We start from the raw sequence: 26,724 nt of genomic DNA on the forward strand, positions 1-26,724 counted from the left end.
AAGGAGACCCCACCGATGACGCCGGCCGATCTGATGGCCCTCTCCCCCGTGATCCCGGTCGTGGTGCTGCCCGACGTCGAGTCGGCGGTGCCGCTGGCGCGGGCGCTGGCCCGGGGCGGCGTCGGCGTCATCGAAGTGACCCTGCGCACCGAGGCCGGGTTGGAGGGGGTGCGCCGGATCGCCGCCGAGGTGCCCGAGATCGTGGTCGGCGCGGGCACGGTCACCACCCCGCTGCAGGCCGAGCAGTCCGCTGCCGCCGGGGCACGGTTCCTGGTCACTCCGGGCACGCCCGCGCCGGTGCTGGATGCCGCCCTCGCCACGGGCCTGGCGTTGCTCCCGGGGGCCGCGACCCTGACCGAGATGATGACGCTGATGGACCGGGGCCTGACCGCGATGAAGTTCTTCCCCGCGGTCCCCGCCGGCGGCACGGCATACCTCAGTGCCGTGGGCGGCCCACTGCCCGACGTGCGGTTCTGCCCCACCGGTGGCATCACCCCCGAGAATGCCCCCGACTTCCTGGCGCTGCCCAACGTGGGCTGCGTCGGCGGCTCGTGGCTCACCCCGACAGACGCTGTGCGGGATGGCGACTGGGGCCGCATCACCGAGTTGGCCGCCGCGGCGACCCGGTTGGGGGGCTGAGGGGACATCATGGGCGTCGTGGAGCCAGATCGGGAGGCAACGCCGCCGACGCGGACCATCGACAAGACGTCGTCGGTCCCGTACTACCACCAGCTCAAGGACATCCTCCGGGAGCAGGTGACCAGCGGCGCCCTGCGCCCCGGCGACCGCCTCGACGGGGAGCACGAGCTGGCCCGCGTCTATGGGGTGTCCCGTCCTGTGGTGCGCCAGGCGCTGGCGGGGCTGCACCGCGAGAACGTGCTGGACCGGATCAAGGGCCGCGGCACCTTCGTGGCCAGCCCGCGCACCTCGCAGAGCCTGGTGCAGAACGTGCACGGTCTCTACGACGACGTCCACGCGATGGGGCGCACGCTGCGCAGCGAGGTGCGCCAGATCCTCGTCGAGCCTGCCGAGCCCGACATCAGCCAGCGGCTCCGGGTGGCGGCCGACGCTGCCGTCGTGCGGCTGGAGCGGCTGCGCTTCGTCGACGCCGAGCCCTGGGTCTACACCATCAGCCACGTGCCCTTCGCCCTCGCGCCCGACCTGGTGCGGCAGGACTTCACCCAGCAGTCCCTCTACCACCTGCTGCACGAGAACTACGGCCACGAGATTGTGCGCAGCGACCGCGTCGTCGAGGCCCAGCGCGCCGACTCACAGCTGGCCAAGGACCTCCAGATCCTCGCGGGTGACCCGGTCCTGAAGCTGACCAGCGTCAGCTTCACCTCCGACGACACCCCGGTCGAGACGTTCGTCGCCTATCACCGCGCCGACCGGTCGCGCTTCGAGGTGAGCCTGACCCGCTCCGAGGCCGGCCGTCCGCCGGCTCCGGTCGTGCGGTTGGTCTAGGCGTACTGCCCGGACAGGTTGGTCGTCCCCGCCCCGGCAGGCCCAGTCCCGGGGTCGCGACCGGCGCTCACCAAAACGTCCGACCTCTAGGATGGCGCCATGTCGCTGACCGACCAGGCCATCGTGAAGATCAAGGAGATGATCATCTCCGGTGAGTTGCGACCCGGGGACCGTCTCCCGCCGGAGCAGGGGCTCAGCGAGAAGCTCGGCCTGTCCCGCAGCTCGCTGCGCGAGGCGATCAAGGCCCTGACGATGTTCCGGGTCCTGGACGTGCGGCGCGGCGACGGCACCTACGTGACGAGCCTGAAGCCGTCCCTGCTTACCGAGGCCATGGCCTTCGTGGTCGACCTGCACCAGGACAGCAGTGTGCTGGAGCTGATGGAGGTGCGCCGGGTGCTCGAGGCTGCCGCGGTGCGCCGGGCCGCCACCCGGATCACCGACGAGCAGGTGGCGGCGCTGTGGGAGGCGATCCCCTCCAGCGAGGGCCTGGGAGCGGAGGAGCTGGTCGAAGCCGACCTCACCTTCCACCGGCTGCTCGCCGAGGCGTCCGGCAACGACTACCTGGTCGGCATGCTGGACGGGCTCTCCGCGAGCACCGTCCGCGCCCGGATCTGGCGCGGCCTGACCGAGGAGAACGCCGTCACCCGCACCATCGACGAGCACGGCGCCATCGTCCGCGCCCTCGAGCAGCGCGACCCCGCCCTGGCCGAGGCCTCCCTCGTGGTGCACATCGGCGGGGTCGAGCAGTGGTTGCGGCACACGCTGACGACCGAGGAGCTCGCTGACCGCGCGGCCGAGGCGGCCGAAGCGAGTGCTGACGAGGTCGGCGCAGCAGGCGCGGAAGATGCGGGTGGCGCAGCAGGCGCGGAAGATGCGGGTGGCGCCGACGAGGGCTGAGGCAGCAGCCCGGACCACGCCGCCCGTTTTCCCCGGCCTGACCTGCAATGTCCTCGAAACGAGGACACCTCCGGGACGGACACCCGGAATGCCGAGCCCCGCCAGTGTCCTCGAAACGAGGACATCAGAGCCTCCCGGCAGCCCACCCGGCCCACCGGCTCACACTCGCGTGGAACATGGAGGGGCCTATGACCCCCTCCACAGTGCCACACGAGATCAGCCCCGCCGATGGCGAGGGCCCTGGCAGCGACCCGGACCGCCCTCCACTTTCCCCAGGCTGACCTGCAATGTCCTCAAAACGAGGACACCCCGAGCGGGCCCACCCACGGCGAGTGTCCTCAATACGAGGACACCCCGGGACCTCGACAGCCCGCCCGGCCCACCGGCCCAGCTCGCGTGGAACATGAAGGGGCCTATAACCCTCTCCAAGTGCCACACGAGATCCACCCCGGCGACGCAGACGGCCCTAGCAACGCCCGGACCCCGGCCCTCCGCTTTCCCCGGCCTGACCTGCAATGTCCTCAAAACGAGGACACCCCGAGCAGGTCCACCCACGGCGAGTGTCCTCGAAACGAGGACACCCCGGGACCTCGACAGCCCACCCGGCCCACCGGCCCAGCTCGCGTGGAACATGAAGGGGCCTATAGGCCCCTCCAAATGACACACGAGATCAGCCCCGCCGATGGCGCCGGCCCTGGCAGCGACTCGGACCCCGCCCTCCACTTTCCCCAGGCTGACCTGCAATGTCCTCGAAACGAGGACACCCCGGACGCCGACAGCCCACCCGGCCCACTGTCAAGGGCCAGTAGGAACTGCCCAGGGGCGGTCGTGAGACCTGCCCGGTGACGGTCAGCGAGGACTGCCCGGTGGTGGCCATGGGATCTGCCCAGCGGCTGGCCACCACTGGCCCGTGGTGGGCTCAGGTGCTCAACGGACTTCACCCCCTGGCCGGCGAGGGCCTGGGTGAGGCGGACGGACTCGCCGCTGGTCTGGCAGACGTGGGCGTGGTGGAGGAGCCGGTCGACGGTGGCGGTGGCCAGGGTCTTGGGCATGAGCTCGTCGAACCCGGCCGGGTGCAGGTTCGAGCTGATCGGCGACGGAGCGTTTCTCGTAGGCGGCGTCGACGAGGCGGTACAGGCCCTCGGCGGCGTCGGTGGCGACCGGGAGCAGGCCGATGTCATCGACGACGATCAGGTCGGCGCGCAGGACGCGGGCGATGGCCTTGGTGACGGTGTCGTCGGCGCGGTGGCGGCGCAGCAGCACGCCGAGGTCTTCGAGGGTGAACCAGGCGACCCGCAGGCCTTGCTCGACGGCCTGCTGGCCGAGGGCCTCGAGCAGGAACGTCTTGCCGGTGCCCGAGGGCCCGCACACGACGAGGTTCTCCTTGCGGGTGCACCCACTCCAGGGTGCGCAGCGCCTGCTGGGTCGGCGCCGGGATCGAGGAGAGGGCCTCCGGTCCCAGGCGTCGAAGGTCTTGCCGGTGGGGAACCCGGCGGCGGTGCGGCGGGTGGCCAGGGCGGAGCGGTCGCGGCCGGCGACCTCCTCGGCGAACAGGGCTCTTGAGGACCTCCGGTGGGGTCCCAGCGTTGGGCCTTCGCGGTGGCGACGACCTCGGGGGCATGGCGACGTATGTGGGGCAGGCGCAGCCGGCGCAGCAGCGCCTCGAGGTCCTCGGGCAGCGGCGCCGCCGCCGGGACGCCGAGGGTCGGGACGGCCCTGCCGTGGTCGTGGTCGGGCTCATGAGGCCACCTCGCGCTCGTGGCGACCTGTCGGCGGTGCTATGTGCTGGCCGAGCGCGGCCCATCCGGCGGTGCCCTGGGTCAGGGACGCGGTCCTCGCCGGCGCGGTGCTCGCCGAGCCTGACCGGTGGCTCGGTGGCGTGGTGGTCCAGGATCGAGGGCAGGTCGGCCTCGGCGAACCGGCCGTGCACGGCGGCGTGGCCCAGGGCCCAGTCGACCTCGGTGGTGTCGAAGAGCTTGGCCAGCGAGACGGCCTCGGCCATCTTGACCCGCATCTTCGTGGTGCCCGGCCGCGGCGGCCTCGGTCAGCCACAGCCTGGCCCCGTCGCCCAGGGCGAGGAACTCGGCCTCGGCGGCGCTGCTTTGCGTCGTGGTTGGCGCGGTCCAGGGCGCCGGGCGGGCGCGGGCGGGAAGTGCTCCATCGTCGAGTCGCGGGCGTGCCGGGGGTGGCTCGCGGGCGTGGCGGGCGACCTCGACCGGCCCGTCGGTCGCCGACGTGGACGATGACGACCTGCTCGCCCGGCGCCGCTGGCCGTGGACCCGCTGACCCACACGCTCTGGCCCCGAGCAGGGTGTGCGGGACGGAGTACTGCCCGCCCTCGAACGTGACCATCGGCGCTGTTGGCCGGCACGTACCCTGGTGGTGCCCAGCGCGACCGTGTGCGGGGCCGGCGGGACCGTGCGTGCAGCCGGGCGCGTTCCTGCAGCGAGCATCTCCACCGGGGCCCGCCTGCGTGACCCGGTGAATGCGGTTGTTGACCTTCTCGCCGAACGCCGCGCAGGCGGCCTCGAGCTCGGCGAACGACGCGTACTCGCCCCGCAGGTTCGTCTCCTTCGGGACCAGGTCGGCCTTGGCGACCTTCACCGTCGACTCCGACCCGCCCTTCGACGCCGGGATCAGCCGGCTCACACGTGCAGCACCGTGAGCCGCGTAGTGCGCGGGCGAAGGCCGACCATCTGCGGGTTGCGCACCGCCATCCCGGCCACGTGCTCGACGGTCACGGTCTTCTCGTTGTCGGTCAGCACGTACGTCGGCGACCCCGCCCAGCCGCCGGAACGTGACGTCCAGCGCGGCGAACACGCTCGGGGCGGTCTTGTCCCGGATCGGGAGCACGACCCGGAACCGTGACCACGCCAGCCACGCGCACGAACAAGCACCGTCTTCACCCCGTCGATGACCGGGCCCGTCGCCGTAGTCGTACTGCAACCACATGCCCGGCTCGGTGACCCAGGGCCGGTGCACCCGGACCTGCCCGAGCCCGGTAGGACTTCTTCACCGCCGCGACCGCGCGACGGGTGGTCCGCTCCGAGCCGGTGTAGCCCAGGGCGAGCAGCCTGTCGTGGGCGACGTCGGCGCGGACCTTCCCGCGCGAGCGTTCCACCCACTCCTCGACCTTGGGCAAGAACTCATCGATCAGCTGCGGACGCGCCGCCGGCCGGTCCAGCTCAGGCGCACCGGCAGCACGCGCGGTGCACGTAACGGGCTTGACGGTGTGGTGCGAGCACCCCGGCCAGCTCGCCGGCGTCACGCAACGACCTGGTCAGGTCGTAACGCATCCAGAATTTCCATGATCTCCTCGGCAGACTTCACGTTGTCCCTCCTCAGGGGCGATGGGCGCTTCAGCACCGTCGATCGCACCCGAGGAGGGGCCCCGAACCGCGGGAACGCGGCGAGGCAACGGAACGTCGTGTCGGGCAGATCCCATGACCGTCAGCGGGCAGTTCTCATGACCGCCACCGGGCAGCTTACCTGGCCGTCTCCGGGCAGTCTGCCGTGGCCGCCGACAGCCCACCGGCCCAGCTCGCGTGGAACATGAAGGGGCCTATAACCCCCTCCAAATGACACACGAGATCCACCCCGGCGACGGAGACGGCCCTAGCAACGCCCGGACCCCGGCCCTCCGCTTTCCCCTGGCTGACCTGCAATGTCCTCAAAACGAGGACACCCCGAGCAGGCCCACCTACGGCGAGTGTCCTCGAAACGAGGACACCCGATCGGGCCCATCCACGGCGAGTGTCCTCACCACGAGGACACTCCGGGACCTCCAGAGCCCGCCCGGGCAACCGGCTCAAACTCGCGTGGAGGATGAAGGGGCCTATAGCCCCCTCCAAATGACACACGAGATCCGCCCCGCCCACGACGACGCCCTAGCAGCAGCCCGGACCGCGCCCGTCCACTTTCCCCCTGCCTGACCTGCGATGTCCTCACCACGAGGACCCGCAACGAGGACACCGCAACGAGGACACCGCAACGAGGACACCGCAGCGCGTCAGAGGCGCCCGGCAGCAGCAGCCTCAAACTCCTCGACAGCCTGCAGCGACAGCTCGTCGTCCACCATGGCCCGGGCAACCGCCTCGCCGACGGTGAAGTCGGGCACGCCCGCGGCGGCGAGCTCGGCGACGGCGTCGACGGAGCGCAGCGACGCCGCCAGGATCCGGGTCGGCTCGGACCCGATCGCCTGCTGCATCCGGATCACCGACTCCACGCCCGAGCGGCCGGCGTCGCTCATCCGACCGACGTACGGCGCGATGCCCTGGACCCCCAGCTCGCGGGCGAGCAGCCCCTGGACCGGGTGATAGACGGCGGTCAGCAGCACCTCGGCGCCGTCGCGCACCAGGGTCCCGGCCACCTGCAGGCCGGCGGACGTCGCGGGCACCTTCACCACGAGCGGCCCCAGCCCGCGCAGCCAGGCCGCCGACTCCAGCATCGCCGCGGGCGTGGTCCCGACGACCTGGGCGTAGAACGTGCCCACCCCCAGCTCGGTCAGCCAGCCATAGAGGTCGGGCAGGTCCTGCTGGCCCAGCCCGGACCGCGCCAGGATCGTGGGGTTGGTGGTGACCCCGCGGAACACGCCGGTGGGCCACAGTTGCTCGATGAGCGCGCGGTCGGCGGAGTCGATGTAGAGCGCCATGCTGGGATCCTCCCGGGATCAGCGGGTGTGGCCGGCTGCGGTGGCCAGCCGGTCCAGGGTGCGGGTCGTGTATGTCGTCAGTCGCCAGTGCGCGTCGTCGCGCGCCCCCGCGCGGACCTGGTGGGCGAACGCGGACGCCTGGGCGGCGTACTGGTCGCCGGTGACGGTCAGCTCCCGCCGTTCGGTCTGGTCCTCGGGGCCGGTCTCCAGCACCATCGCGCCGACGCCGCCCACCCGGTCGGGGCGGAACACGTCGGCCAGCGTGACCGTCCCGCGGGTCCCGATGACGGTCGCGGTGCCGCGGAACGGGCTGTCGAAGCTGCAGTCGAAGGTGGCGACCACGTCCCCGTAGCGCAGGGTGCCGGCGAACCGGGTGTCCACGCCACCCTCCTCGTCCCGCACCGCGACGGCCCCGACCTCGTCCGGCTCGGCGCCGGTGAGCAGGCCGAACAGGTCGACCGGGTAGCAGCCCGACGTCCAGCAGGCTGCCGCCGCCGAGCGCGGGGTCCAGGCGGATGTCGCCAGCCCCGGCGGTGCGGTCCAGCTCGAAGTGCAGCCGTGCCTCGACCGCGACCAGCTCGCCCAGGGTGCCGTCGGCCAGCAGGTCCGCGGACAGCGGCCGAGCTGCGGGTGGTGCCGGTACATGAAGGCCTCGGCGAGGACCACCCCGGCGCTGTCGGCGGCGCGCTCCACCGCCTCGAGCTCGGTGGGCCCCAGCACGAGCGGCTTCTCACAGAGCACGTGCTTGCCGGCAGCGGCGGCGCGCTGGATCCACTCGGCGTGCACCCCGTTGGGCAGGGCGATATAGACGGACTCGACGTCGGGGTCGCCCAGCAGCTCCTCGTGGGAGGCGTAGGCCCGCGCGATCCCCAGCTCCTCGGCATACGGTCCGGCCTTGCCGCTGGCACTGCTCACGGCGACGACCTCGCCGGCCCCGGCCCTGCGGATGGCCGGGATGACCTGCTCCCGGGCGATCCGGGCGGCCCCGATGATCCCCCACGTGGTGCGACTCATGGCAGCGTCCTCTCCCAAGACCTCGGATGTCTGGACCCAGGCTATCGGTCGCGGGAGGCGCCGCAGCGCACCGGGACGCCCTCCGGCTCCCACCAAAGATCGGATAACCTGGCGCCACCGCGGGGCGCAGTGGCCCCGGCTGGCGGCGAGGAGAGGAAGTCCCGTGGGCAGAGTCATCGTGTTCGGTTCGCTCAGTCAGGATCTGCACCTGCCCATGGAGCGGCACCCGCGCAGCGGAGAGACGGTCATGTCGGGGGACATCGAGTACCGGTTCGGCGGCAAGGGCGCCAACCAGGCAGTCGCCGCGGCGCGGGCCGGGGCGGGGTCGGTCTTCGTCGGCAAGGTCGGGGACGACCCGCAGGGGCGGGAGTATGTCGAGCGGCTGCGGTCCTTCGGCGTGGACACCTCGCACATGGAGATCGTGGAGGGTGCGCCGACCGGGACGGCCATCATCTACAACGACCGCGACGGGGAGAACATGATCGTCGTCGCGCCCGGGGCGAACCACCGGATGGGGATGGCGGACCTCGCACGGCTCGACGACCTCACCGACGAGGACGTCCTCCTGATGCCCCTGGAGCTCCCGCTGGACGTGGTGGCGGCCGCCGCCCGGCAGGGCCGCGAGCGCGGGGCCCGCGTGGTGCTCAACCTGGCCCCGTTCGCCGAGCTGCCTGCGGACGTGCTCGCGCTCTGCGACCCGGTCGTGGTCAACGAGCACGAGGCGGGCCTGCTGGCCGACGCCGGCCTGGAGGTCCCCGAGCTGCTCACCACCTTGGGGGCGGAGGGTGCCCGCTGGGGTGACCTGCAGGTGCCCCTCGACACCGGTCACCCCGGTCGACACGACCGGCGCGGGCGACGCCTTCTGCGGCACCCTGGCCGCCGCGCTGTGCCGGGGCGAGGACCGGGAGCGGGCGATGACCCTGGCCGCGGAGGCCGCAGCCGCCAACGTGCTGCACCACGGCGCGCAGCCCCCGCTCCCCTCGGAGGAGTCCGTATGAGGATCGGGTGCCACGGACTGGTGTGGACCGGGGACTACGACGCCGCCGGGATCCGGCACGCGGTCGCACAGACCCGGGAGGCGGGGTTCGACCTGATCGAGTTCCCGCTGATGGACCCGGCGACCTTCGACGCCGCGACCGCCCGCGCGGCCCTCGACGAGCACGGGCTCGAGGCCACCGGGAGCCTGGGGCTGAGCGCGGAGACCGACATCAGCAGCGAGGACCCGGCGCGGGTGCGCGCGGGTGAGGAGTTGCTCAACCGGGCCGTCGACGTGCTCGCCGAGCTGGGCTCGGAGCACCTGTGCGGCGTGATCTACAGCGCGATGCAGAAGTACCAGGAGCCGGCGACCCCAGGGGGCATCGCGAACAGCCGCGAGGTGATCGGCCGGGTCGCGGCCCGGGCCGCGGCGGCCGGCATCACGGTCAGCGTCGAGGTGACCAACCGCTATGAGTCCAACGTGCTCAACACCGCACGGCAGGCGCGGGAGTTCGTCGCCGGCCTCGAGCCGCCCGTCGGGGTGCACCTGGACAGCTACCACATGAACATCGAGGAGTCCTCGATGTTCGGCCCCGTCCTGGAGACCGCGGACCAGCTGAGCTACGTGCACATCGGGGAGAGCCACCGCGGCTACCTCGGCACCGGCAGCGTCGACTTCGCCGGCCTGTTCACCGCGCTGCACCAGATCGGCTACGACGGCCCGATCGTCTTCGAGTCCTTCTCCTCGGCGGTCGTCTCCCCGACGCTGACCAGCGCCCTGGGCATCTGGCGCAACCTGTGGGAGGACGGTGCCGAGCTCGGCGCCCACGCCAACGCCTTCATCCGCGGCCAGCTCACCGCGAACGCCTCGCTGCGGCACCACTGACCGGAGAGGCTCCAGCGGGCCCCTACTCCTCCGAGCCACCCTCAACCAGGTGCTCCCGCACCACGACGGCGATGTCGGTGTTCTGCAGGTAGCCACCGCGGACCGGGTCCTCACCGACGGCGACCTGGTCCAGCTGGGGCGCCAGCGGACCCTTGGCATACAGCGGCACCAGCTGGTGGGTGTGGTAGTGCGGGGCCTGTGCCGGGTCGTCCGGGTCGACGTCGGTGAAGTCGGTGTACTCCGCCGCGGGCAGTCGGCCCTGGCTCCCGGTGATCGGCTGGAACTCCCCGCTCTCCAGGGTCCCCGCCCCCCACAGGTTGCCGGTCTCATGGTCGGAAGTGACGATCACCGTGGTCTCCTCCCAGCTGGAGTGCTGCTCAACCCAGTCCACGGTGGCTTCCACCGTGTCGTTGAGCGCGACCTGCTCCTCGATCTGCCGGCCCAGCTGGCCGTGGTGGCCCGCCGAGTCGATGGTCGCCGCCTCGATCACGGTGAAGAAGCCGACGTCCGAGGCCCGGTCCAGCACGGTGAGGTTGGCCAGGGCCAGCTCGTCCAGCCGGGCGATGTTGGGCGCCATCGGGTCCCCGAACGGCCGCTCCGCCCGCAGCGGGCGGTCGTGGAAGAGCGCCCCGTCGGTCTGGGCCAGCCCCAGCAGCTTGTCCGGCACCGCCGTCTCATCACCCCCGGCGGCGAGCGCCCGGAAGTCCTTGCGCTCGTCGACGAGGGTCCAGTCCGGCAGGCCCGGGACCTCGTCGCCGCCGTTGAGGGCGGCCCATTCGGCCTCGGGGACGTACCGGTGGTAGGCGTCCTTGGGGCGTCCGGTGTTGGTGAACTCCGGGTGGCCGCCGCCGATCAGCACGTCGAGCTCCTCGTGGTAGAGCAGCTGCTCCACGATCCCCTCGGGGTCGTCGTCGTCACCGTGCACCACGAAGCCGGCGGGGGTGTCCGCCCAGAACCGCGCGGTGGTGACCAGGCCGGTCGCCATCCCCTGCTCGGACGCGACGTCCACCATGCCGACCAGCGGCTCGCCGTCCCGGTCCCAGCCCAGGTAGCCGGTGCGGGTCCGCACCCCCGTCGACATCGCGGTCGCGGCGGCCGCCGAGTCGGTGACGTTGAGCCGTTCGACGGGGTTGGCCCGGGTCGCGTGGGCCGGCGACGCCCAGGCGTCGACGGATTCGTAGGACTGGCTGAACACGTAGCCGGTCTCCACCCCGACCTGCGTGGGGAAGGACTGGTACACCTGCGAGGGGACCGACGGGCTCCCGTCCTCGGCGAGGAACGGGTTGTCCTCCTGGGACTGGTACCTCGCCTCACCGTGCTGATAGAGCGAGCCGATGTCGACGGAGTTGTAGCCCATCCCGTCACCGATGATCAGGATGACGTTGCGCCGGGCCTGCTCCCGGGGCTCCGACCCGTTCCCGTCGGGGTCGGCCGCGGCCATCGTCCCGGTGACGGCTACCAGGCCGGCGACCGCGAGGGCGATCACCCGTCGGCGGGTTCTCGGTGCGGCGAACGGGGAGGTCATGGGGGCCCTTTCGAGAGGAGTCGGTATGTCGACCTCCACCGCATCCCGCGCCGTCAACGAGGCGATGAACACGACACGCACGGGCCGAGACGACCACGTGACGCTTGCGTATCGGGCTGCACCCCAGGCGATTGCCCGGCGAGAGCGTCGGGAACGGCGAAGCGACCGGGCCCGACCGGCCTCAGCCGCGTGCCTCCCGCGGCTGGACCAGGCCGGACTCGTAGGCGAAGACGACCAGCTGCGCCCGGTCCCGCGCGTGCACCTTGGTCATCGACGCGGGACACGTGGGTCTTGGCCGTGGTCGGGCTGACCACGAGGCGCTCGGCGATCTCGTCGTTGCTCAGCCCGTGACCGACCAGGGCGACCACCTCCCGCTCCCGGGGCGTCAGGTGCCGCACGTCCCCGGCGCGCACGTCGCTGACTGGCCGCGCGACGAACTCGCTGATCAGCGTGCGGGTGATCCCCGGCGACAACAGCGCGTCGCCCTCGGCGACCACCCGCAGCCCCTGCACGCAGCTCGGCCGGGTCGGTGTCCTTGACCAGGAACCCGGCGGCGCCGGCGCGCAGCGCGGTGAAGACGTACTCGTCCAGCCCGTAGTTGGTCAGGATCACCACCCGCGTCGCCGCCAGGTCCTCGCGCGCCGCGATCCGCCGGGTCGCCTCGATGCCGTCCGTCCCCGGCATCTGGATGTCCATCAGCACGATGTCCGGCCGGTGCTCGACGGCCAGCGCGACCCCCGCGGCGCCGTCGCCACCCTCGGCGAGCACCTCGAGGTCGTCCTCGGAGTCCAGCAGGGCCCGCAGGCCCGTCCGGATCAACGGCTGGTCGTCGACCAGCACGACCCGGATCACCGCGGCTCCTCGGGTGTGGCAGGGGCCGGGGCGGAGTCGGCCGCCCGCACCGCCGGCAGTTCCGCCCGCACGGTGAACCCCCTGCCCGGCCGACCCTGCGCCACGAGGCGACCGCCGAGCGCGGTGGCGCGCTCCCGCATACCGATCAGTCCCAGGCCGGACCCGGACTGTGGCCCCTGCATGCCCGATCCCGTCGTCGTCGACCTGCACGGTGACCTGCTCCGACCCGTAGTCCACCCGCACCCGCGCGCTCGCCCCGCCCGCGTGGCGGCTCACGTTGGTCAGGGCCTCCTGCACGATCCGGTATGCCGCACCGTCGACCTCGGCGGGCACCTCCCGCGGGTGCCCCGTCACCTCCAGCGAGGCCTCCAGCCCCGCCGTACGGCTCCGGTCCAGCAGCGCCGGAAGGTCCCCCAGCCCGTGCCGGCCGTTCCGCCGCACCGGTGTCGCGCCGCAGCACCCCGAGGGTCTCGCGCAGCTCCCGGGCGGCGTCCCCGGCGGCCTCCTGGATGGCCAGCAGCGACTCGGGCACCTCCTCCCCGCGCTTGCGGGCCAGGTGCGCGGCCACCCCGGACTGCACCTTGACCACGGAGATGCTGTGCGTCAGCGAGTCGTGCAGCTCCCGGGCGATCCGCAGCCGCTCCTCGGCGGCCACCCGCTGGATGACGGCCTCCCGGGTCCGTTCGGACTCGGCGAGCTTGTCCTGCACGGCGCTCCAACCGCCCCCGCCACTCGTGGAAGGCCGCCGTTCGCGATGAGCGCGGAGACGATCCAACCGCTGACGAACAGGCCCGTCTTCAGGCCGTTCCTTGCGCATCCTTCGACTGTAGTGAGCACGCCCCCACGGCCGCGTCCTCTTTACGGAGTACGCCTCACCTGCTCCCACCGTCGTATGCCGTGGGCCGGGGTCGTGCCCGGAGCGCGTCGCGAGGTGTCTCCCGCGGGGCCGACGACCCGGCGGCCCCGAACGCGGACCGTGGAGGTCATGAGAAACGACTCCCCACAGACCGCGACCCGACCCACCACGTCGAGCCCCTTCCCGACGCGGCGGACACGACATACCCTGCTCGCCCACCTGGCCCGGGAGATCCCGGGCGGCGTCCTGCTTCCCGGCGACCCGGCCTACGCCGAGGCCGTCGCCACGCTCGCCGGGCCGGGCACGCCGGACCTCGTCGTCCGGCCGCGCACCGCCGCAGGAGGTCGCCGCCGCGGTCAGGTACGCCCGGGAGCGTGGGAACCTGCCGCTCACCGTGCGGGCCGGCGGGCACAGCATGGCCGGCCTCTCCACCCCCTCGGAGGGCCTGCTGCTCGACCTGCGCCGGATGCACCACATCGAGGTGGAGCCGGACACCCGCCTGGTCCGGATCGACGGCGGCGCCTGCTGGGGCCGGGTCGCGAAGGCCCTGCAGCCGCACGGCCTGGGCCTGACCGCCGGCGACACGGCCGGCGTCGGCGTCGGCGGGCTCACCCTCGGCGGCGGCATCGGCTGGATGGTGCGCCGCCACGGCCTGGCGATCGACAACCTCGTCGGCGCCGAGGTGGTCACCGCGGACGGCGCGATCCTGCAGGTCAGCGCCGACCGGCACCCGGACCTGTTCTGGGGGCTGCGCGGTGGCGGCGCCGGGCCTGGGCGTGGTGACCCGCTTCGACTTCCGCGCCCAGGAGGTGACCGACGTGGTGTTCGGGACGGTGCTCTTCGCGGCCGAGGACCCCCGTGCGCTGCTCGGCCGCCTGGCGGGACGCCCAGCGCGGCGCCGACGAGCGGCTCACCACCACCCTGTCGCTGCTGCCCGCGATGGGCGAGCGCCCGGCCGCCGCGATGCTTGGCCTGTGCTTCGCCGGCCCCGAGGCCGACTCCGCCGAGGTGCTCCGCCCGCTGCTGGAGCTCGGGACGGTGCTGGCCTGCCGACGTCGCCGTCCCGTCCGTATGCCGAGGTGCTGGCCGACGAGGAGCCACCGCCCGGGATGCGGGTCGCCGTCGACAACACGCTGCTGCCGGAGCTGGACGACGCGGCGCTGGACGCGATCGCCGCGGCCTACGCCAGCGGCGGCACGGTGCTGTCGCTGCGCGCCCTCGGCGGCGCGTTCTCCCGGGTCGCCGGCCGACGCCACGGCGTTCGCCCACCGGTCGGCCGAGGTCATGGTCACGGCGCTGCGGATGGCCCCCGGCGAGGTGCCGAGCCTGGACGGCCTCCCCGGCTGGTCGCAGCTGCGGGAGGCGGGCACCGGCTCGTACCTGAACTTCCTGTCCGCCACCGGAGACGCCGCCACCGCGGCCTCCCACCCGGTCTGGGCCGCCCGCCGCCTGGCCCGCCTCCGCGCCGAGTACGACCCCACCGCTCTGTTCGCCTAACCCACCGGACGCGCCGTCTGGCGGCCTTTCACCCCCACCGGACGCCCCGACTGGCGACGTCCCCCACCCCTCCCGGGAGGAACCCATGCCCTACGCCTTCGAGACCCACGGACTCACCAAGCGGTTCGGCAGCACCCAGGCCCTGGCCGGCGTCGACCTGCGAGCCAGGCGAGGCACGGTGCTCGGCGTGCTCGGACCGAACGGCGCCGGCAAGACCACCCTGATCCGGATCCTGGCCACCCTGCTGCGCCCCGACGCCGGCCGGGCCGTCGTCGCCGGGCTCGACGTGGGTCGGGACGCTGCCCGGGTGCGCCGGCTGATCGGGCTCACCGGGCAGTACGCCACGGTCGACGAGGACCTCACCGGCGCGGAGAACCTGGTCCTCATCGGCCGCCTGCTGGACCTGTCGCGCGCCGAAGCCAGCGCGCGGGCGGCCGGGCTGCTGGAGGAGGTCGGGCTGGCCGAGGCCGCTGACCGGAGGGCCGCGACCTACTCCGGGGGCATGCGCCGCCGGCTCGACCTCGCCGCCGGGCTGGTCGGCCACCCGAGCATCCTCTTCCTGGACGAGCCGACCACGGGCCTGGACCCGGGCAAGCGCGAGGACCTGTGGCGCACCATCCGCGGCCTGGCCGACGAGGGCCGCACGGTGCTGCTCACCACGCAGTACCTCGAGGAGGCCGACGCGCTGGCCGACGAGATCACGGTCATCGACCAGGGCCGCGTCATCGCCCACGACACCCCGGCCGGCCTCAAGCAGCGGGTCGGCGGGCAGACCCTCGTGGTCCGCCCGCGCGACCCGGACCAGCTCGGGCGGGCCGCCGAGGTCCTCCAGCGGACCCTGGCCCACTCGCCGGAGCGGCGCCACGACGGCACCCTCACCGCCCCGGCCCAGGGAGACCGCGACCTCGCCGCGGCCGTCGACGGACTGCATACGGCCGGGGTGAGGGTGGCCGAGCTCGCGCTGCGCCTGCCCGGTCTGGACGAGGTCTTCTTCACCCTCACGGGTCGCCCCCCGGCGCCGCACCCCACGACTGGAGTCCCCGCATGAACAAAGCCCTGCTGCGCCACAGCCTCGCGCTCGCCGGCCGCAGCGTCACCCGCACCCGCCGCAAACCCGAGCTGCTGGCCGACGCCGTCCTGTTGCCGATCCTGTTCCTCGTGCTGTTCGTCTACCTCTTCGGCGGCGCGGTGGCCGGCTCGACCCGGGAGTACCTGCAGTACCTGCTGCCCGGCATCCTCGTGCTGAGCACCGTCCTGGTCGGGCTGACCGCCACCGGCGTGACCCTCGTGCTGGACATGAAGAAGGGGGTGTTCGACCGATTCCGCAGCCTGCCGATCAGCCGCGCCGCCCCGCTCATCGGGTCGGTGGTCGGGGACAGCATCCGGTATGCCGTGGCGATCGTCGTGCTCTTCGGGCTCGGCTTCGCGTTGGGGTTCCGGGTGCAGACGGGCCTGGTGTCGGCCCTGTCCGCCGTCGCCCTGGCGGTGGTCTTCGGGTTCGCGCTGAGCTGGCTCAGCGTGCTCGTCGCGGCGCTGCTGCGCGATGAGGTCCTGGTGAGCACCGTCGGGTTCATGCTGCCCTTCCCCCTCGTCTTCGGCACCGGCATGGCCGTGCCGACCGAGACGATGCCGGGGTGGCTCCAGGCGTGGACCGACGTCAACCCGGTCAGCCACGCGATCGACGCCAGCCGCGGGCTGCTGCTCGGCGGACCTGTCGCCGGGCCGGTCATGATGACGCTGCTGTGGTCCGGCATCTTCCTCGCCGTGCTGGTGCCGCTGGCCATCCTGGCCTACCGTCGCCAGGCCGACTGACGGCGCCGGTCGTGCCATATTGGTCTGCCGAAGCACACCGACGCCGACGTCACGGGAGCAGTCATGGCAGAGAAGAGGTCCTCCTCGGGCAAGAAGGTGGTCCGCGCCCCGAAGGCACCGGCCGACACCGGGGTCGACGCCCCGGCGGGCGCCGAGCCGGAGCGGGAGTCGACCTGGCAGGCCACCCCCGAGGCCAGGAAGCAGGCCGGGACCCTCCGCCTCGTCGCGGGGCTGCTGTGGGCCCTGGCGATCGCCGGTGAGGTGGTGGCCATCGTCTGGGTGCTGCGCCAGGCCGAGGTCAACATGGTGCTGCTGATCGGCCTGATCGTGCTGATCGGCGGCCTCGCCATCGGCGGCTCGCTGCTGTGGAAGAAGGCCAACCGGCTGGATCCCGCGGAGCGCAAGGACACCGTGCGCTTCTTCGTGCAGAACCAGCTCGGGGCGATCATCACGATCATTGCCTTCCTGCCGCTGATCGTGATGGTCCTGGCCAACGACAACCTCGACAAGAAGGACAAGGCGATCGCCGGCACCGTCGGCGTCGTCGTCGCGCTCATCGCGACGTGGATCAGCATCGACTGGGACCCGCCGTCGGTGGAGCAGTACTCCGAGGAGTCGGCGACGGTCATCGAGATCACCGGGCAGGACCTCGTCTACTGGACCAGCGCCGGCGAGGTGTTCCACCTGTGCCAGGAGGCCTCGGCGGTCAACCTGGAGTCCCAGGACAACACGATCTATTCCGGCACGGTCGCCGACGCCCACGCCGCGGGCAAGTCCCGGCTCACCCTGCAGGTCGACATGGAGAAGCGGCAGTGCGGCTTCGACACCGACGAGACCGACCCGGCCGACGACGAGGACGCCACCGGCGCCCCCTGATCGCTACTGCGCGAAGACCATCCCCGGACTCCACCCGGACGTCCCGGAGTGCTGGGTCGCGTCGTCGACCACAACCTCGGCCTGCCTGACCCCGTGGACGACCCCGGCGAAGTCATCGGTCGCCGCCGACCCAGGGGAGACCCCCAGGATCTGGGCCCCCACGCACACCACCAGCGCCAGCACCGCCACGAGCCAGGACGTGAGCAGGCCAACGAGCTCCTTGCGACCAGGCTTCGGCCGGTCCACCGCCGCCGCCTCCGCAGCGGCCTCATAACGAATCATCGAGACCCCCTGTCGCTTCCCCACGTGCCCGGCCCCTGCCGGACAACGCACTGCAGACTACCAACACCGGGACGATCCCGCCGTCTCTGCCCGCATGCTCAGTCGCCCCAGCAGTTGCGCACCCCGAAGGCCACGTCCCGGGCCTCCACGCCCGGGGTCGGTGCGCCGGTGATCAGCACCGCGCCGGTGTCCAGGAAGCCGCTGGGGGCCGGCCCACCGCGGGCGTGCTCGGCGAGGGCGGTGACCCCCTCGCGCGCCATGTTCTCCGGGTACTGCTGCACCGTCGCGTCGATCCGACCGGGGCGGACCGCGTCCTTGATCGCCTCGCAGCCCCCGTCCACGGCCACCACGACGACGTCGGCCAGGTCGACGTCACCGTCCTGCAGCGCGGTGACGGCGCCGAGCGCGGCGGGCTCGTTCACGGCATACACGACCGTGAGGTCCGGGTGCTCGGCCAGCAGCGCCCGCATCGCCTCCTCCCCCTTGGCCTGGTCGCCCTCGGTGTCGGCCGACCCGACGATCTCGGGGGCATCCTCGGCGATGCCGAAGCCGTCCAGGAAGCCAGCGCGCCGCTGCTCGCCCGAGGCGATCCCGGGGGCCAGGTCCAGGATCGCGATCCGCGGCTCGAGCCCGAGCTCCTGCGCCTTGGCCGCGGCGTACTCCCCCGCGAGCCGACCCGCCTGCTCGTTGTCCGTGGCGAAGACCGCGTCGACCGCCGACTCAGGGTCGGTCGGGGTGTCGACCGCGATGACGGTGACACCGGCGGCGCGCGCCTCCTCGATCGCCGGCACCAGGGCCTGGGAGTCGGTGGGCGCGATGAGTATGCCGTCAGCCCCCTCCTCGACCATCCGCCGGAGGGCCTCCTCCTGGCTCTGCACGTCGACGTCGCTGGTGCCGGTCGCGGTGAGCAGCTCGACGTTCTCCTCGCCGGCGGTGGCCTCGGCGACCTCGCGCATGGTGACCCAGTACGGATTCGCCTCCTGCTTGGTGATCAGGCCGACGGTGACGTCGGGGTCCTGACCGCCACAGGCGGACAGCAGCAGGCCCAGCCCCAGGGCACCGGCGAGGGCGGCGCGGCGGGCACCCCACGGCATACGGAGGGTCCTCGGCATACGCGGGGTCCGGGGGTCGGACGCGTCGGTGGTCATGCGCTCGCCTCCTCGCGCGGCTCCCCCGGTGCGGGGAGGGTGGGCCGGTCCCGCAGCTCGAAGACGGCGTAGGCGGCGACGATCGCCAGGCACCCGGCCGGCACGATGAACCCGAAGGCGGTGTCGCCGACGTTGTCCATGACGGCGCCCTGGACCAGCGGCAGGATCGCCCCGCCGAGGATCGCCATCACCAGCCCGGCCGCGCCGAACTTGGCGTCCTCGCCCAGCCCCTCCAGGGCCAGGCCGTAGATCGTCGGGAACATCAGGGACAGCGACGCCGAGATGGCCACCACCGCGATGAGGCCGACCATGTTGAGGGAGAACATCGCGACCAGGCAGCAGCCGACGCCGAAGGTCGCCATGATGAGCAGCAGCTTGGAGGGGCGGAAGATCCCGAGCAGGTAGACCATGGCGAACCGGGCGAGCAGGAAGACGATGAGGCTGGCCTGGAGGTACCACCCGGCGGCGCCGGAGGAGACCCCGACGACGTCCAGGGCGTAGATGATGGTGAAGGTCCACACGCAGGTCTGCGCGGCGACGTTGAAGAACTGGGCGATGACGCCGAAGCGGTAGCGGCGGTTGGCCCAGAGGCGGCCCGCGACACCGCCCGGTTTGGCAGCGCTGTCGGCGAGCGGGTCGTCCCGTTGCTCCGAGGGCAGCTCGGGCAGTTTGCGGAAGGCGATCAGCAACCACAGGATCACGAGGACGGCGGCGATCCCGAGATAGGGGCGCAGCACCAGGAAGAGGTCGGCCTCCTGCGAGGCGCGCAGCTCCTCCGAGCTCATGATCGTCTTGGCTGCCTCGGAGGTCAGCCCGGGCAGGATCAGCAGGGCGCCCAGCAGCACGCCGACGTTGGCGCCGACCGGGTTGAACGCCTGCGCGAGGTTGAGCCGGCGGGTGGCCGTGGCCTCCGACCCCATGGCGATGACCAGCGGGTTGGCGGAGGTCTCCAGGATCGACAGGCCCGCGGCCAGCACAAAGAGGGCGACGAGGAAGGCCTCATAGACCAGCATCTGGCTGGCCGGGAGGAACAGGATGCCGCCGGCCGCGGCGAGCCCGAGACCGGTGAGCATCCCGGTCTTGTAACCGAACCTGCTGTTGATGAAGGCCGCCGGCAGCGCCAGCAGGAAGTAGGCGCCGTAGTAGGCCGATTGCACCAGGGAGGACTGCAGGTTCGACATGTCGAAGATGCTGCGGAACACCCCGACGAGCACGTCGGTGAGGTTGGCGGCCGCGCCCCAGGCGGCGAAGCAGGCGACGACGAGGATGAACGGGACGAGCAGGTGGCGCTCGACCAACCGGGCGCGACCCTGGTCGGCGTCTTCGGTGGGCGCGTTCGTGGTCGTGGCCACCTCGGTGCCCCCAGACGTCGTCGACTGCGTGCTAGGGGACCGACAGTAGCGCCCGGGGGCGCCGTTGTCTGCGGTTCAGCGGCTTTCGTCGTCCTTGCGCAATTCTTCCACCAATTTTCGCAGCGGGTTTGTCGTCACACCCGGAACTTCGTAGCGGGATTGCTGGCGGCGCAGGGGGCGCCGCAGTCAGCGGCGCATGGGGCGCCGCGGCCAGCGGCGCGGGGCGGTCAGCGGTTGCCGGTGCGGGAGGGCAGGATCGTCATGGCCACACCGCGGGAGGCGGGGTAGGCAGCGATCTCGCGGGCGGCGCGACGGCGCTCGGCGCGCTCGGGGTCGCTCGCGCGGATGGCCTCCAGGCGACGAGCGATCGCGCCGAAGCCCAGGGTGGTCGTGGGGGTCAGGGTGCGGGTCGTCATGCCATCAAGTGTCCCGCGACCAGGGCCTATACGTCCAATGAGTGGAAAGTATCTAATACATGCGCAATCATCATGTGTCATGGAGACGCGAGACCTGCGCTGGTTCCAGCAGGTGGCCGACGGCAGCACGGTCACCGAGCTGAGCGACCTGGAGGGCACCACCCAGCCCGGGGTGTCCCGGGCCCTGGCCCGGCTCGACCGCGAGGTCGGCACCCCGCTGCTGCGCCGCTCCGGCCGCACGCTGCGGATGACCCACGCCGGGGCCGCCTTCAAGCGGCACGTCGACGCCCTGTTGCACGAGCTCGACGACGGGCTGGCCGCCGTCAACCAGCTGATCGACCCCGAGACCGGCACCGTGTCCCTGGCGTTCCACCCCTCGCTCGGGACCTGGCTGGTGCCGGACCTGGTGAGCACCTTCCGGGCCGAGCACCCGGACGTCCGGTTCCAGTTGCTGCCCCAGCCCGACACGACGACCACGGCCGTCGGGCAGCGCAGCGGCGTCGACATGGAGCTGTCGACGGTGCGTCCCCGCGGCGGCTCGACCCGGTGGCGCGGGCTGGTCGAGGAGCCCCTGCTCCTGGCGGTTCCCGCTGACCACCGGCTGGCGGACGGCACCGGCCCGCTCGATCTCGCGGACGCGGCGGACGAGCCGTTCGTGCTCATCCGGCCGGGGTCCCTGTTGCGCGAGACCACGCTGGAGTTGTGCACCCGGGCCGGCTTCACGGCATACGAGGCCTTCGACTGCGAGGATCTGGCGACCGTCCGCGCCTTCGTGGCCGCGGGCCTGGGGGTCGCCGTTGTGCCCCGACCCAATCCGTATGCCGATCCGGCCGGGGGGCGGATCCGGCACCGGCCGCTGACCGACCGGTTCGCCGTGCGCGAGATCGGGATGGCGTGGTCGCCGGAGCACCGGATGCTGCCGGCGGCACGGCTCTTCCACGAGCACGTGCTCGCCCGCGCGGCGGAGGGGCTGTCGCCGGCGTGAGTGCCGACCCTGGTGGACTGACGGGGTGGGTGGCAGCCTGGGGACATGACCGAGAACGACGCGGTACTCACAGCCCAGGAATTCCAGCAGGCCGCGGGCACGGGCGACTGGCGGGTGATCGGGGCGGGTGCCAGCGCCTGGTTCGCCGCCCCGTCCCATGCGGCGGGCGCCGCGCTGGTGCGGCGCATCGCCGAGGTGTGTGGCGGGTCCGGGATGCCCGACATTGCGGTGCGCAGCCAAGGGGTGCGGGTCGACCTCCGGTGGTCCGGGGGCGGGCTGGCCGCCGCCGCCGCGGACACGGCCCGCGCGGTCTCGACCGCTGCCGGGGAGCTCGGCCTGACACCCGACCCGGCGGCGGTGCAGGACGTCCAGCTCGCCTTCGACGTGCTCGACCAGGGCGCGGTCCAGCCCTTCTGGGAGGCCGTCCTGGGTTATGAGGCCATGGGCGAGGAGGACATCGTCGACCCGGGGCGCCGGCTGCCACCGATCTGGTTCCAGGACCAGGACGCACCGCGCCCGCTGCGCAACCGGCTGCACCTCGACGTGGTCACCACCCAGCCGGTGGCGCAGGCGGCGGTCGCGGCCGTGCGCGGGTTGGGGGCGCAGTCCGTCGCCGACCACGACTACTACGCGACCGTCGCGGACCCCGAGGGCAACGAGGCCGACTTGCTCCCGCTGCCCGAGGGCGCCGACCGGTGGGAGGGGGCGGGCACCGAGGACTGGCGGCTCGTCTTCTCCGCGATGGCCTGCTACCCGGTGGGCTCGGCGGAGCAGGCGGCCGAGCTCAGCGGCGCCGTCGCGGCCCTGGCCGACGAGGCCGGGCTGCCGCTCGGCATCGACCTGCGCCCGGGGCTGGTGACCCTGGACTCCGGCAAGGACCTGTGGGAGCAGGATGACGGCTACCAGCCGCTGGCCGCACGCATCCAGGAGGCCGCCCGCGCCCTGGGGCTGACCGCCGACACGACCCTCCCGCGCTTCGTCCAGGTCGGGATCGACGCCGCCGACATCCCAGCGGTGCGGGCCTTCTGGCGGGCGGTGCTGGACTACCAGGACGACCCCCGCGAGGGCGTCACCGACATCCTCGACCCGAGGCACCTCACGATGCCCTTCATCCTGCAGTCGATCGAGGAGTCCGAGACCGAGCGCCGGGCCCAGCGCAACCGGATCCACGTCGACGTCTTCGTGCCCCACGACGTGGCGCAGGCCCGGATCGCGGCGGGGGTGGCGGCGGGTGGCCGCGTCGTCTACGAGGGGAACGCGCCGTTCGGGTGGACCCTGGCCGACCCCGAGGGCAACGAGGTCGACATCGCCGTGACGGTCGGGCGGGAGGAGGCGTGGCGGGCAGCGCAGGAGCGGGGGTGAGCAGTAGCCACGCCGCGTGACTACTCGTGCACCAGCAGGCGTTGCAGCCCGGGGCTGGAGACGTGCAGCGCCCAGGAGCCGGGGGCGATCTCGAACGGCGCGGAGACAGTCACCTGCGCGATCCCACGGAGTCGGGCCGCTACCGGAGCGAGCACGGGGACGCGCACCCCGAAGGCCGCGTCCTCGCTGCTGAGTTGCCCGACCCGTTGCACGAAGATGGGCACCTCACCCGCGAGTTCCAGCCAGTCTGGTTCCCCGCTGGCCGCTGCGGCATCGGCGGGCTCCAGACCCAGCCCGTCGCAGAACACTGCCCGGGCCAAGGCCGGGTCCGTGGTCTGGTAGAACACCGAGCCAACCCGGGCTGGTGTGGTCTCCATTCCGCTCCCTCCGTGCCAGACACTTCGGCGATCCGGCTCTCACCGGGACACCAACCTACGCCGCCTCACCGCGCCTGACCGGACCCCTCGGCATACCGCTCGAGCATCTCGGGGGTGAACTCCCCCATCTGCTCGGCCGGCTGGGTGATCCGCAGGCTGTTGCCGAACGGGTCGCGGATGCCGCAGTCGATGCCGTAGGGCTGCTCCGTCGGCGGGTCGGTGATCTCCACGCCCTTGGCCTCCAGCGCGGCCGCCGTCGCGCGGCAGTCGTCGGTCGTGAGGATGAAGCCCAGGGCCAGGGCACCCCTGCTCATCAGGTCGCGGGTCTGCTCCGCGCTCTCCTCCGAGACGCCCGGGCCGCCGGGCAGGGTCAGCAGGATGTGCCGGTCGTCGCCGGGCACGCACACGGTGAGCCAGCGCATGACGCCGAGGTCGACGTCGGCGCTGACCTCCAGGCCGAGCGTGCCGACGTAGAACTCCAGTGCCGCGTCCTGGTCGGTGACGTAGAGGGAGGAGTGGGTGATCGAGGTGAAGTGGGTCGTCGTCATGCCCTGACCGTATGCGGACCGGTCGGCCGGGCGCTTCTCCGAAACTGCTCGATCAGGCACCGCCCGGCGGGCGCCGTTCCCGGGGCCGTTCCCAGGTCTTGCGGTAGCAGGTCGGTGCTGGCCCGTCCTCGCGGGCGCGGGCGTCCCGCCGGAACTCGGTCGGTGACTGCCCGACGATGTCGCGGAAGGTCCGCCCGAAGGTGCCCAGGCTGGTGAACCCAACGGCCAGCGCCACCTCGGTCACCGGCTGCGCCCCCGTCCGCAGCAGCGCCATCGCCCGCTCGATCCGCCGCCGCTGCAGGTAGCGGTGCGGCGTCTCGCCGAAGGCCTGCCGGAACGTGCGGATGAAGTGGGCGGGCGAGACCAGCGCGATCCGGGAGAGGGCGTCGATGTCCAACGCCTCGGCATACGAGCGGTCCATCGCGTCCCGCGCGCGCAGCAGCCGGCGGTTGGCCTCCCGCCGCTCCTGGGCCGCGGCGCTGGGCCGGGATTCGCTGGCCGTCATGGCGATCAGAGTATGCCGATCGTCACCCCTTGCTACCGTGTCACGATGAAAATCAGGGGAGAAAATCGCAGGTCACGACATCGTCCGGGGGACGGCCGCACCACGCGTCGCCGCGGCACTGGCCTGGCCCTCGTGCTCACCGGCGCGTTGGCACTGGGTGGGTGTGGGGGCTCGGACGGGGACGAGACCGACCCGCCGGGCGGGACCGCCGACGAGCAACCGGATGGGCCGGAGACCACCGACGAGGCAGTCGGCGACGGGGACGAGACCAGCGAGGCAGCGGTCGACGACGGGGAGGAGACCAGCGAGGACGAACCGGACGGTTTCGACGAGGCCCTGCCCCGGTTCGAGCCCGGCGACATCGTGGAGGGCAGCGCCGATGACGACCCGTGGAGGGGTGTGCTGGAGGTTTCGGAACAGTCATTCGTGACCCTGGATGCCCGGCAGCCGTTCGAGTCGGTCACCGGGCGGCGGAACATGCAGGTCACCGACCTCTCCGGCGACGTCATCGCTGAGGCCGAGCGGCAGCGGGGCCTGGCCGTTGACATCGGCGGGATCACGGGCGACCCGATTGTCTACCTCGACCTGGAGCCAGGGGAGTACCTGGTGTCCCTGCGGGTTGACCCGCAGGGTGACGCTGCGGACTTCGCGCTGAACGCCTACGTTCCGCCGGAGATCGAGGTCGGGAGCACCACGGAGGTGCAGGTGCCCACCTACGCCGAACGGATCGAGGAGCCCCTGGGCGACGGGATGCTCTTCGGGATTCGGATTCCCGAGGACGGCGTCTACACCTTTGAGGCGCAGTCTGATTCGCTCGCACAGTTCGTCTCGTTGCTGGGCGCTGAGGACCAGAAGCACTGGAGCGACTACATCATCAACGACACGTGGGGCTCGTTGCAGACCGAGCTGCCGGAAGGCAGCTACACCGTGATGGTGTCCAGTCGGGACTCCGAGGCAGGCACGGCGGTGTTGGAGGTGTCCGGCGGCTGAGCCTGCTCCGGGGCGGGCCTCAGGTGCCACCGCGGAGGACGTCGACGTGGACGTGGTCGAGGTGTCGCAGCACCTCGTTCGCGGGGTCGGGCGACTCGTAGTCGCGCCAGCCCCGGGCTGATCCCTCGACGCCCCAGTACTGGTCGTCGAAGATGACGTACTGCACGTTCAGGTCAGAGGCGTGCGCCACGAGCCAGTGGGCCAGGAGCCAGCCCTGCCGTCGGTTCTCCTCGCTGACCGGGCGGTAGAACACGTCGATGGCGCGGCCGTCGTAGTGGGTCGACTCCGCGCCGTGCCCCGTGCCGACGCCGCCGGGCTGGAAGCCACCGAGGCTCTGCTCGCCGAACACCGCACCCATCTCCTGGCGGACCGTCTCGGCCCGGGGTGTCAGGCCCGAGTCCGTCAGGTCTTCCCGGCTCAGGTCCTCATCGCGCGTGACCCGGCAGGTGAGGCCGGGCCCGGCATCCTGCTCCGGCCCGTTGGTGAGCCGCTCCATGACTGACGCGTCGATGTCGTCGGTCGTCGGTGCGGTGAGCCCCCGCTGCCGGAGCACCACGGCGGTCGTCGCCCGCTGCGCCTGCTCGACGCTCAGCGCCACCGGCCCGTCCGACGTGTCCACGGTGCACTCGGGCCCCCACGGCAGACCTGACCCCGACCCCGTCGGGGCGCGCACCAGGGCCGGGCCGACGAGGACGGCCACGACGAGGGCGACGGGCACCAGGAGCAGCCACCGCCTCGGGCTGCGCCGCGGGCGGTGGCTTGGTGTCGGATCGAGCGGGGGCACGTGGGGTCAACGGGCACAGCCACGCATCGGGTTCCCTGACCGGAGCGGCCCGGGGCTTCCGAGGCCAGGGTGCCGGCCTGTGGATGTGCAGTCGGAGCGAGGGTGCCCTAGGGTGAACGGCCGAGGGGGCATGGGCATCCGGCGCGCATCCAGTCTCGCGCTGGCGTGCCTCACTGTTGCCCACAGCGTGCCCCCACCGACGAAGGACCACTCCCCACACCAAGGAGCATCACCATGGAACTCGGCTTCATCGGCTGGATCGTCATCGGCGGACTCGCCGGCTGGATCGGCAGCAAGATCATGGGCACCGACGCCCAGCAGGGACTCTTCCTCAACATCGTCGTGGGCATCATCGGCGGTCTGCTCGGTGGCTGGCTGCTCGGCCTGCTCGGCTTTGACGTGGCCGGCGGCGGCTGGATCTTCAGCTTCTTCACCGCGCTGCTCGGCGCCTGCATCCTGCTGTTCGGCGTCAAGGCGATCACCGGCCGCAAGGCCTGAGCACACCCGACGGGTCGACGGCCCGGCAGCCCTGGCTTCGTCCGGGCTGCCGGGCCGTTCCCGTTGCAGGGCGTCGAGCGCCACACCACCCGTCCGGTGCCCGATGAGACCGCCACATCACCCGTCCGGTGGGCGGTGGGAGGCCGCCACACCACCCGTCTGGTGCCCGGTG

27 protein-coding genes and 3 pseudogenes are annotated in these 26,724 nt (G+C 72.4%); 13 read left to right on the forward strand and 17 right to left on the reverse strand.

Translation table 11 applies throughout. The features are described 5' to 3' along the window. Positions 1–15: 15 nt before the first annotated feature. From eda to AC1QRC_RS00450, 3 genes are all read left to right on the forward strand, one after another. Positions 16–639, forward strand: coding sequence for a bifunctional 4-hydroxy-2-oxoglutarate aldolase/2-dehydro-3-deoxy-phosphogluconate aldolase (gene eda, locus AC1QRC_RS00440; protein WP_484204928.1), 624 nt, complete (start codon positions 16–18; stop codon positions 637–639). A gap of 9 nt (positions 640–648) precedes the next feature. Further along, on the forward strand, positions 649–1,464 hold the full coding sequence (locus AC1QRC_RS00445) for a GntR family transcriptional regulator (RefSeq protein WP_484204929.1): 816 nt from the start codon (positions 649–651) through the stop codon (positions 1,462–1,464). Between the two features lie 99 nt (positions 1,465–1,563). Next, on the forward strand, positions 1,564–2,361 hold the full coding sequence (locus AC1QRC_RS00450) for a FadR/GntR family transcriptional regulator (protein ID WP_484204930.1): 798 nt from the start codon (positions 1,564–1,566) through the stop codon (positions 2,359–2,361). A gap of 641 nt (positions 2,362–3,002) precedes the next feature. Here AC1QRC_RS00450 and AC1QRC_RS00455 read toward each other — a convergent pair. The 5 genes and pseudogenes from AC1QRC_RS00455 to AC1QRC_RS00475 form a co-directional block, all read right to left on the reverse strand. Continuing rightward, positions 3,003–3,401 carry an ATP-binding protein gene (locus AC1QRC_RS00455; protein ID WP_484206706.1) on the reverse strand — a complete coding sequence of 133 codons (399 nt, stop codon included), beginning with the start codon at positions 3,399–3,401 and terminating at the stop codon, positions 3,003–3,005. Further along, positions 3,289–3,945: an ATP-binding protein gene (locus AC1QRC_RS00460; protein ID WP_484206707.1), complete on the reverse strand. Its 657-nt coding sequence runs from the start codon at positions 3,943–3,945 to the stop codon at positions 3,289–3,291. Before AC1QRC_RS00460 ends, AC1QRC_RS00455 begins: the two co-directional genes overlap by 113 nt. A 153-nt stretch (positions 3,946–4,098) precedes the next feature. Beyond that, positions 4,099–5,691 (reverse strand): annotated as a pseudogene (locus AC1QRC_RS00465) (transposase). 679 nt (positions 5,692–6,370) lie between these two features. Next, positions 6,371–7,012 (reverse strand): transaldolase family protein, encoded by a 642-nt coding sequence (locus AC1QRC_RS00470; protein WP_484204931.1) that lies wholly within the window; start codon positions 7,010–7,012, stop codon positions 6,371–6,373. 18 nt (positions 7,013–7,030) lie between these two features. Next, positions 7,031–8,026 carry a Gfo/Idh/MocA family protein gene (locus tag AC1QRC_RS00475; protein ID WP_484204932.1) on the reverse strand — a complete coding sequence of 332 codons (996 nt, stop codon included), beginning with the start codon at positions 8,024–8,026 and terminating at the stop codon, positions 7,031–7,033. 163 nt (positions 8,027–8,189) lie between these two features. Here AC1QRC_RS00475 and AC1QRC_RS00480 point away from each other — a divergent pair, with 163 nt between their 5' ends. Continuing rightward, complete coding sequence (locus AC1QRC_RS00480; RefSeq protein ID WP_484204933.1) at positions 8,190–9,887, forward strand: PfkB family carbohydrate kinase; 1,698 nt, start codon at positions 8,190–8,192, stop codon at positions 9,885–9,887. 22 nt (positions 9,888–9,909) lie between these two features. On the opposite strand, the gene AC1QRC_RS00485 is transcribed toward AC1QRC_RS00480, so the two are convergent. The 4 genes and pseudogenes from AC1QRC_RS00485 to AC1QRC_RS00500 form a co-directional block, all read right to left on the reverse strand. Next, positions 9,910–11,412 (reverse strand): alkaline phosphatase, encoded by a 1,503-nt coding sequence (locus AC1QRC_RS00485; protein WP_484204934.1) that lies wholly within the window; start codon positions 11,410–11,412, stop codon positions 9,910–9,912. A 181-nt stretch (positions 11,413–11,593) separates the two neighbouring features. Continuing rightward, positions 11,594–12,264 (reverse strand): annotated as a pseudogene (locus tag AC1QRC_RS00490) (response regulator). Beyond that, positions 12,261–12,446, reverse strand: coding sequence for an ATP-binding protein (locus tag AC1QRC_RS00495; RefSeq protein WP_484204935.1), 186 nt, complete (start codon positions 12,444–12,446; stop codon positions 12,261–12,263). The pseudogene AC1QRC_RS00490 and the gene AC1QRC_RS00495 overlap by 4 nt, the downstream one beginning before the upstream one ends. After that, the gene (locus AC1QRC_RS00500) at positions 12,410–12,973 is read right to left on the reverse strand and encodes a sensor histidine kinase (RefSeq protein ID WP_484204936.1); all 564 of its coding nucleotides are present in this window, start codon (positions 12,971–12,973) and stop codon (positions 12,410–12,412) included. The genes AC1QRC_RS00495 and AC1QRC_RS00500 overlap by 37 nt, the downstream gene beginning before the upstream one ends. Before the next feature lie 349 nt (positions 12,974–13,322). Here AC1QRC_RS00500 and AC1QRC_RS00505 point away from each other — a divergent pair. The 5 genes and pseudogenes from AC1QRC_RS00505 to AC1QRC_RS00525 all read left to right on the forward strand — a co-directional run. Next, positions 13,323–13,823: pseudogene (locus tag AC1QRC_RS00505) on the forward strand (FAD-binding oxidoreductase); the annotation flags it as partial. A 155-nt stretch (positions 13,824–13,978) separates the two neighbouring features. After that, entirely contained in the window at positions 13,979–14,617 is a 639-nt protein-coding gene (locus AC1QRC_RS00510) for a hypothetical protein (protein WP_484204937.1), read from the forward strand. Between the two features lie 85 nt (positions 14,618–14,702). Next, complete coding sequence (locus AC1QRC_RS00515; RefSeq protein WP_484204938.1) at positions 14,703–15,665, forward strand: ATP-binding cassette domain-containing protein; 963 nt, start codon at positions 14,703–14,705, stop codon at positions 15,663–15,665. After that, positions 15,662–16,429, forward strand: a complete 768-nt coding sequence (locus tag AC1QRC_RS00520; RefSeq protein ID WP_484204939.1) for an ABC transporter permease — start codon at positions 15,662–15,664, stop codon at positions 16,427–16,429. The genes AC1QRC_RS00515 and AC1QRC_RS00520 overlap by 4 nt, the downstream gene beginning before the upstream one ends. Before the next feature lie 63 nt (positions 16,430–16,492). Next, positions 16,493–17,305, forward strand: coding sequence for a hypothetical protein (locus tag AC1QRC_RS00525; protein WP_484204940.1), 813 nt, complete (start codon positions 16,493–16,495; stop codon positions 17,303–17,305). 3 nt (positions 17,306–17,308) lie between these two features. On the opposite strand, the gene AC1QRC_RS00530 is transcribed toward AC1QRC_RS00525, so the two are convergent. The 4 genes from AC1QRC_RS00530 to AC1QRC_RS00545 all read right to left on the reverse strand — a co-directional run bounded on the left by AC1QRC_RS00530 (position 17,309) and on the right by AC1QRC_RS00545 (position 20,503). Continuing rightward, on the reverse strand, positions 17,309–17,587 hold the full coding sequence (locus tag AC1QRC_RS00530) for a hypothetical protein (RefSeq protein WP_484204941.1): 279 nt from the start codon (positions 17,585–17,587) through the stop codon (positions 17,309–17,311). Between the two features lie 98 nt (positions 17,588–17,685). Beyond that, on the reverse strand, positions 17,686–18,735 hold the full coding sequence (locus AC1QRC_RS00535; RefSeq protein ID WP_484204942.1) for a substrate-binding domain-containing protein: 1,050 nt from the start codon (positions 18,733–18,735) through the stop codon (positions 17,686–17,688). Next, positions 18,732–20,087 carry an L-fucose:H+ symporter permease gene (fucP, locus tag AC1QRC_RS00540; protein WP_484204943.1) on the reverse strand — a complete coding sequence of 452 codons (1,356 nt, stop codon included), beginning with the start codon at positions 20,085–20,087 and terminating at the stop codon, positions 18,732–18,734. Before fucP ends, AC1QRC_RS00535 begins: the two co-directional genes overlap by 4 nt. A gap of 227 nt (positions 20,088–20,314) precedes the next feature. Then, positions 20,315–20,503 carry a hypothetical protein gene (locus tag AC1QRC_RS00545; RefSeq protein ID WP_484204944.1) on the reverse strand — a complete coding sequence of 63 codons (189 nt, stop codon included), beginning with the start codon at positions 20,501–20,503 and terminating at the stop codon, positions 20,315–20,317. 79 nt (positions 20,504–20,582) lie between these two features. Here AC1QRC_RS00545 and AC1QRC_RS00550 point away from each other — a divergent pair, with 79 nt between their 5' ends. Together AC1QRC_RS00550 and AC1QRC_RS00555 are read left to right on the forward strand one after the other, a co-directional pair. Beyond that, the gene (locus AC1QRC_RS00550; RefSeq protein WP_484204945.1) at positions 20,583–21,488 is read left to right on the forward strand and encodes a LysR substrate-binding domain-containing protein; all 906 of its coding nucleotides are present in this window, start codon (positions 20,583–20,585) and stop codon (positions 21,486–21,488) included. 45 nt (positions 21,489–21,533) lie between these two features. Further along, the gene (locus AC1QRC_RS00555; protein ID WP_484204946.1) at positions 21,534–22,850 is read left to right on the forward strand and encodes a VOC family protein; all 1,317 of its coding nucleotides are present in this window, start codon (positions 21,534–21,536) and stop codon (positions 22,848–22,850) included. Between the two features lie 20 nt (positions 22,851–22,870). Here the strand turns inward: AC1QRC_RS00555 and AC1QRC_RS00560 are convergent, their stop codons facing one another. The 3 genes from AC1QRC_RS00560 to AC1QRC_RS00570 form a co-directional block, all read right to left on the reverse strand. Next, entirely contained in the window at positions 22,871–23,227 is a 357-nt protein-coding gene (locus AC1QRC_RS00560; protein ID WP_484204947.1) for a hypothetical protein, read from the reverse strand. A 65-nt stretch (positions 23,228–23,292) separates the two neighbouring features. Beyond that, complete coding sequence (locus AC1QRC_RS00565; RefSeq protein ID WP_484204948.1) at positions 23,293–23,775, reverse strand: VOC family protein; 483 nt, start codon at positions 23,773–23,775, stop codon at positions 23,293–23,295. 52 nt (positions 23,776–23,827) lie between these two features. Continuing rightward, positions 23,828–24,280 carry a helix-turn-helix domain-containing protein gene (locus AC1QRC_RS00570; RefSeq protein WP_484204949.1) on the reverse strand — a complete coding sequence of 151 codons (453 nt, stop codon included), beginning with the start codon at positions 24,278–24,280 and terminating at the stop codon, positions 23,828–23,830. Positions 24,281–24,325: 45 nt separating this feature from the next. Between AC1QRC_RS00570 and AC1QRC_RS00575 the strand changes: the two genes are divergently transcribed. After that, positions 24,326–25,270: a hypothetical protein gene (locus tag AC1QRC_RS00575; protein ID WP_484204950.1), complete on the forward strand. Its 945-nt coding sequence runs from the start codon at positions 24,326–24,328 to the stop codon at positions 25,268–25,270. A 19-nt stretch (positions 25,271–25,289) separates the two neighbouring features. Here the strand turns inward: AC1QRC_RS00575 and AC1QRC_RS00580 are convergent, their stop codons facing one another. Beyond that, positions 25,290–25,988 carry a VldE C-terminal domain-containing protein gene (locus AC1QRC_RS00580; RefSeq protein WP_484204951.1) on the reverse strand — a complete coding sequence of 233 codons (699 nt, stop codon included), beginning with the start codon at positions 25,986–25,988 and terminating at the stop codon, positions 25,290–25,292. Positions 25,989–26,288: 300 nt separating this feature from the next. On the opposite strand from AC1QRC_RS00580, the gene AC1QRC_RS00585 reads away from it, so the two are divergent. Continuing rightward, positions 26,289–26,552: a GlsB/YeaQ/YmgE family stress response membrane protein gene (locus AC1QRC_RS00585; protein WP_484204952.1), complete on the forward strand. Its 264-nt coding sequence runs from the start codon at positions 26,289–26,291 to the stop codon at positions 26,550–26,552. Positions 26,553–26,724 lie beyond the last annotated feature (172 nt).

This window comes from Ornithinicoccus sp. (assembly GCF_057176825.1).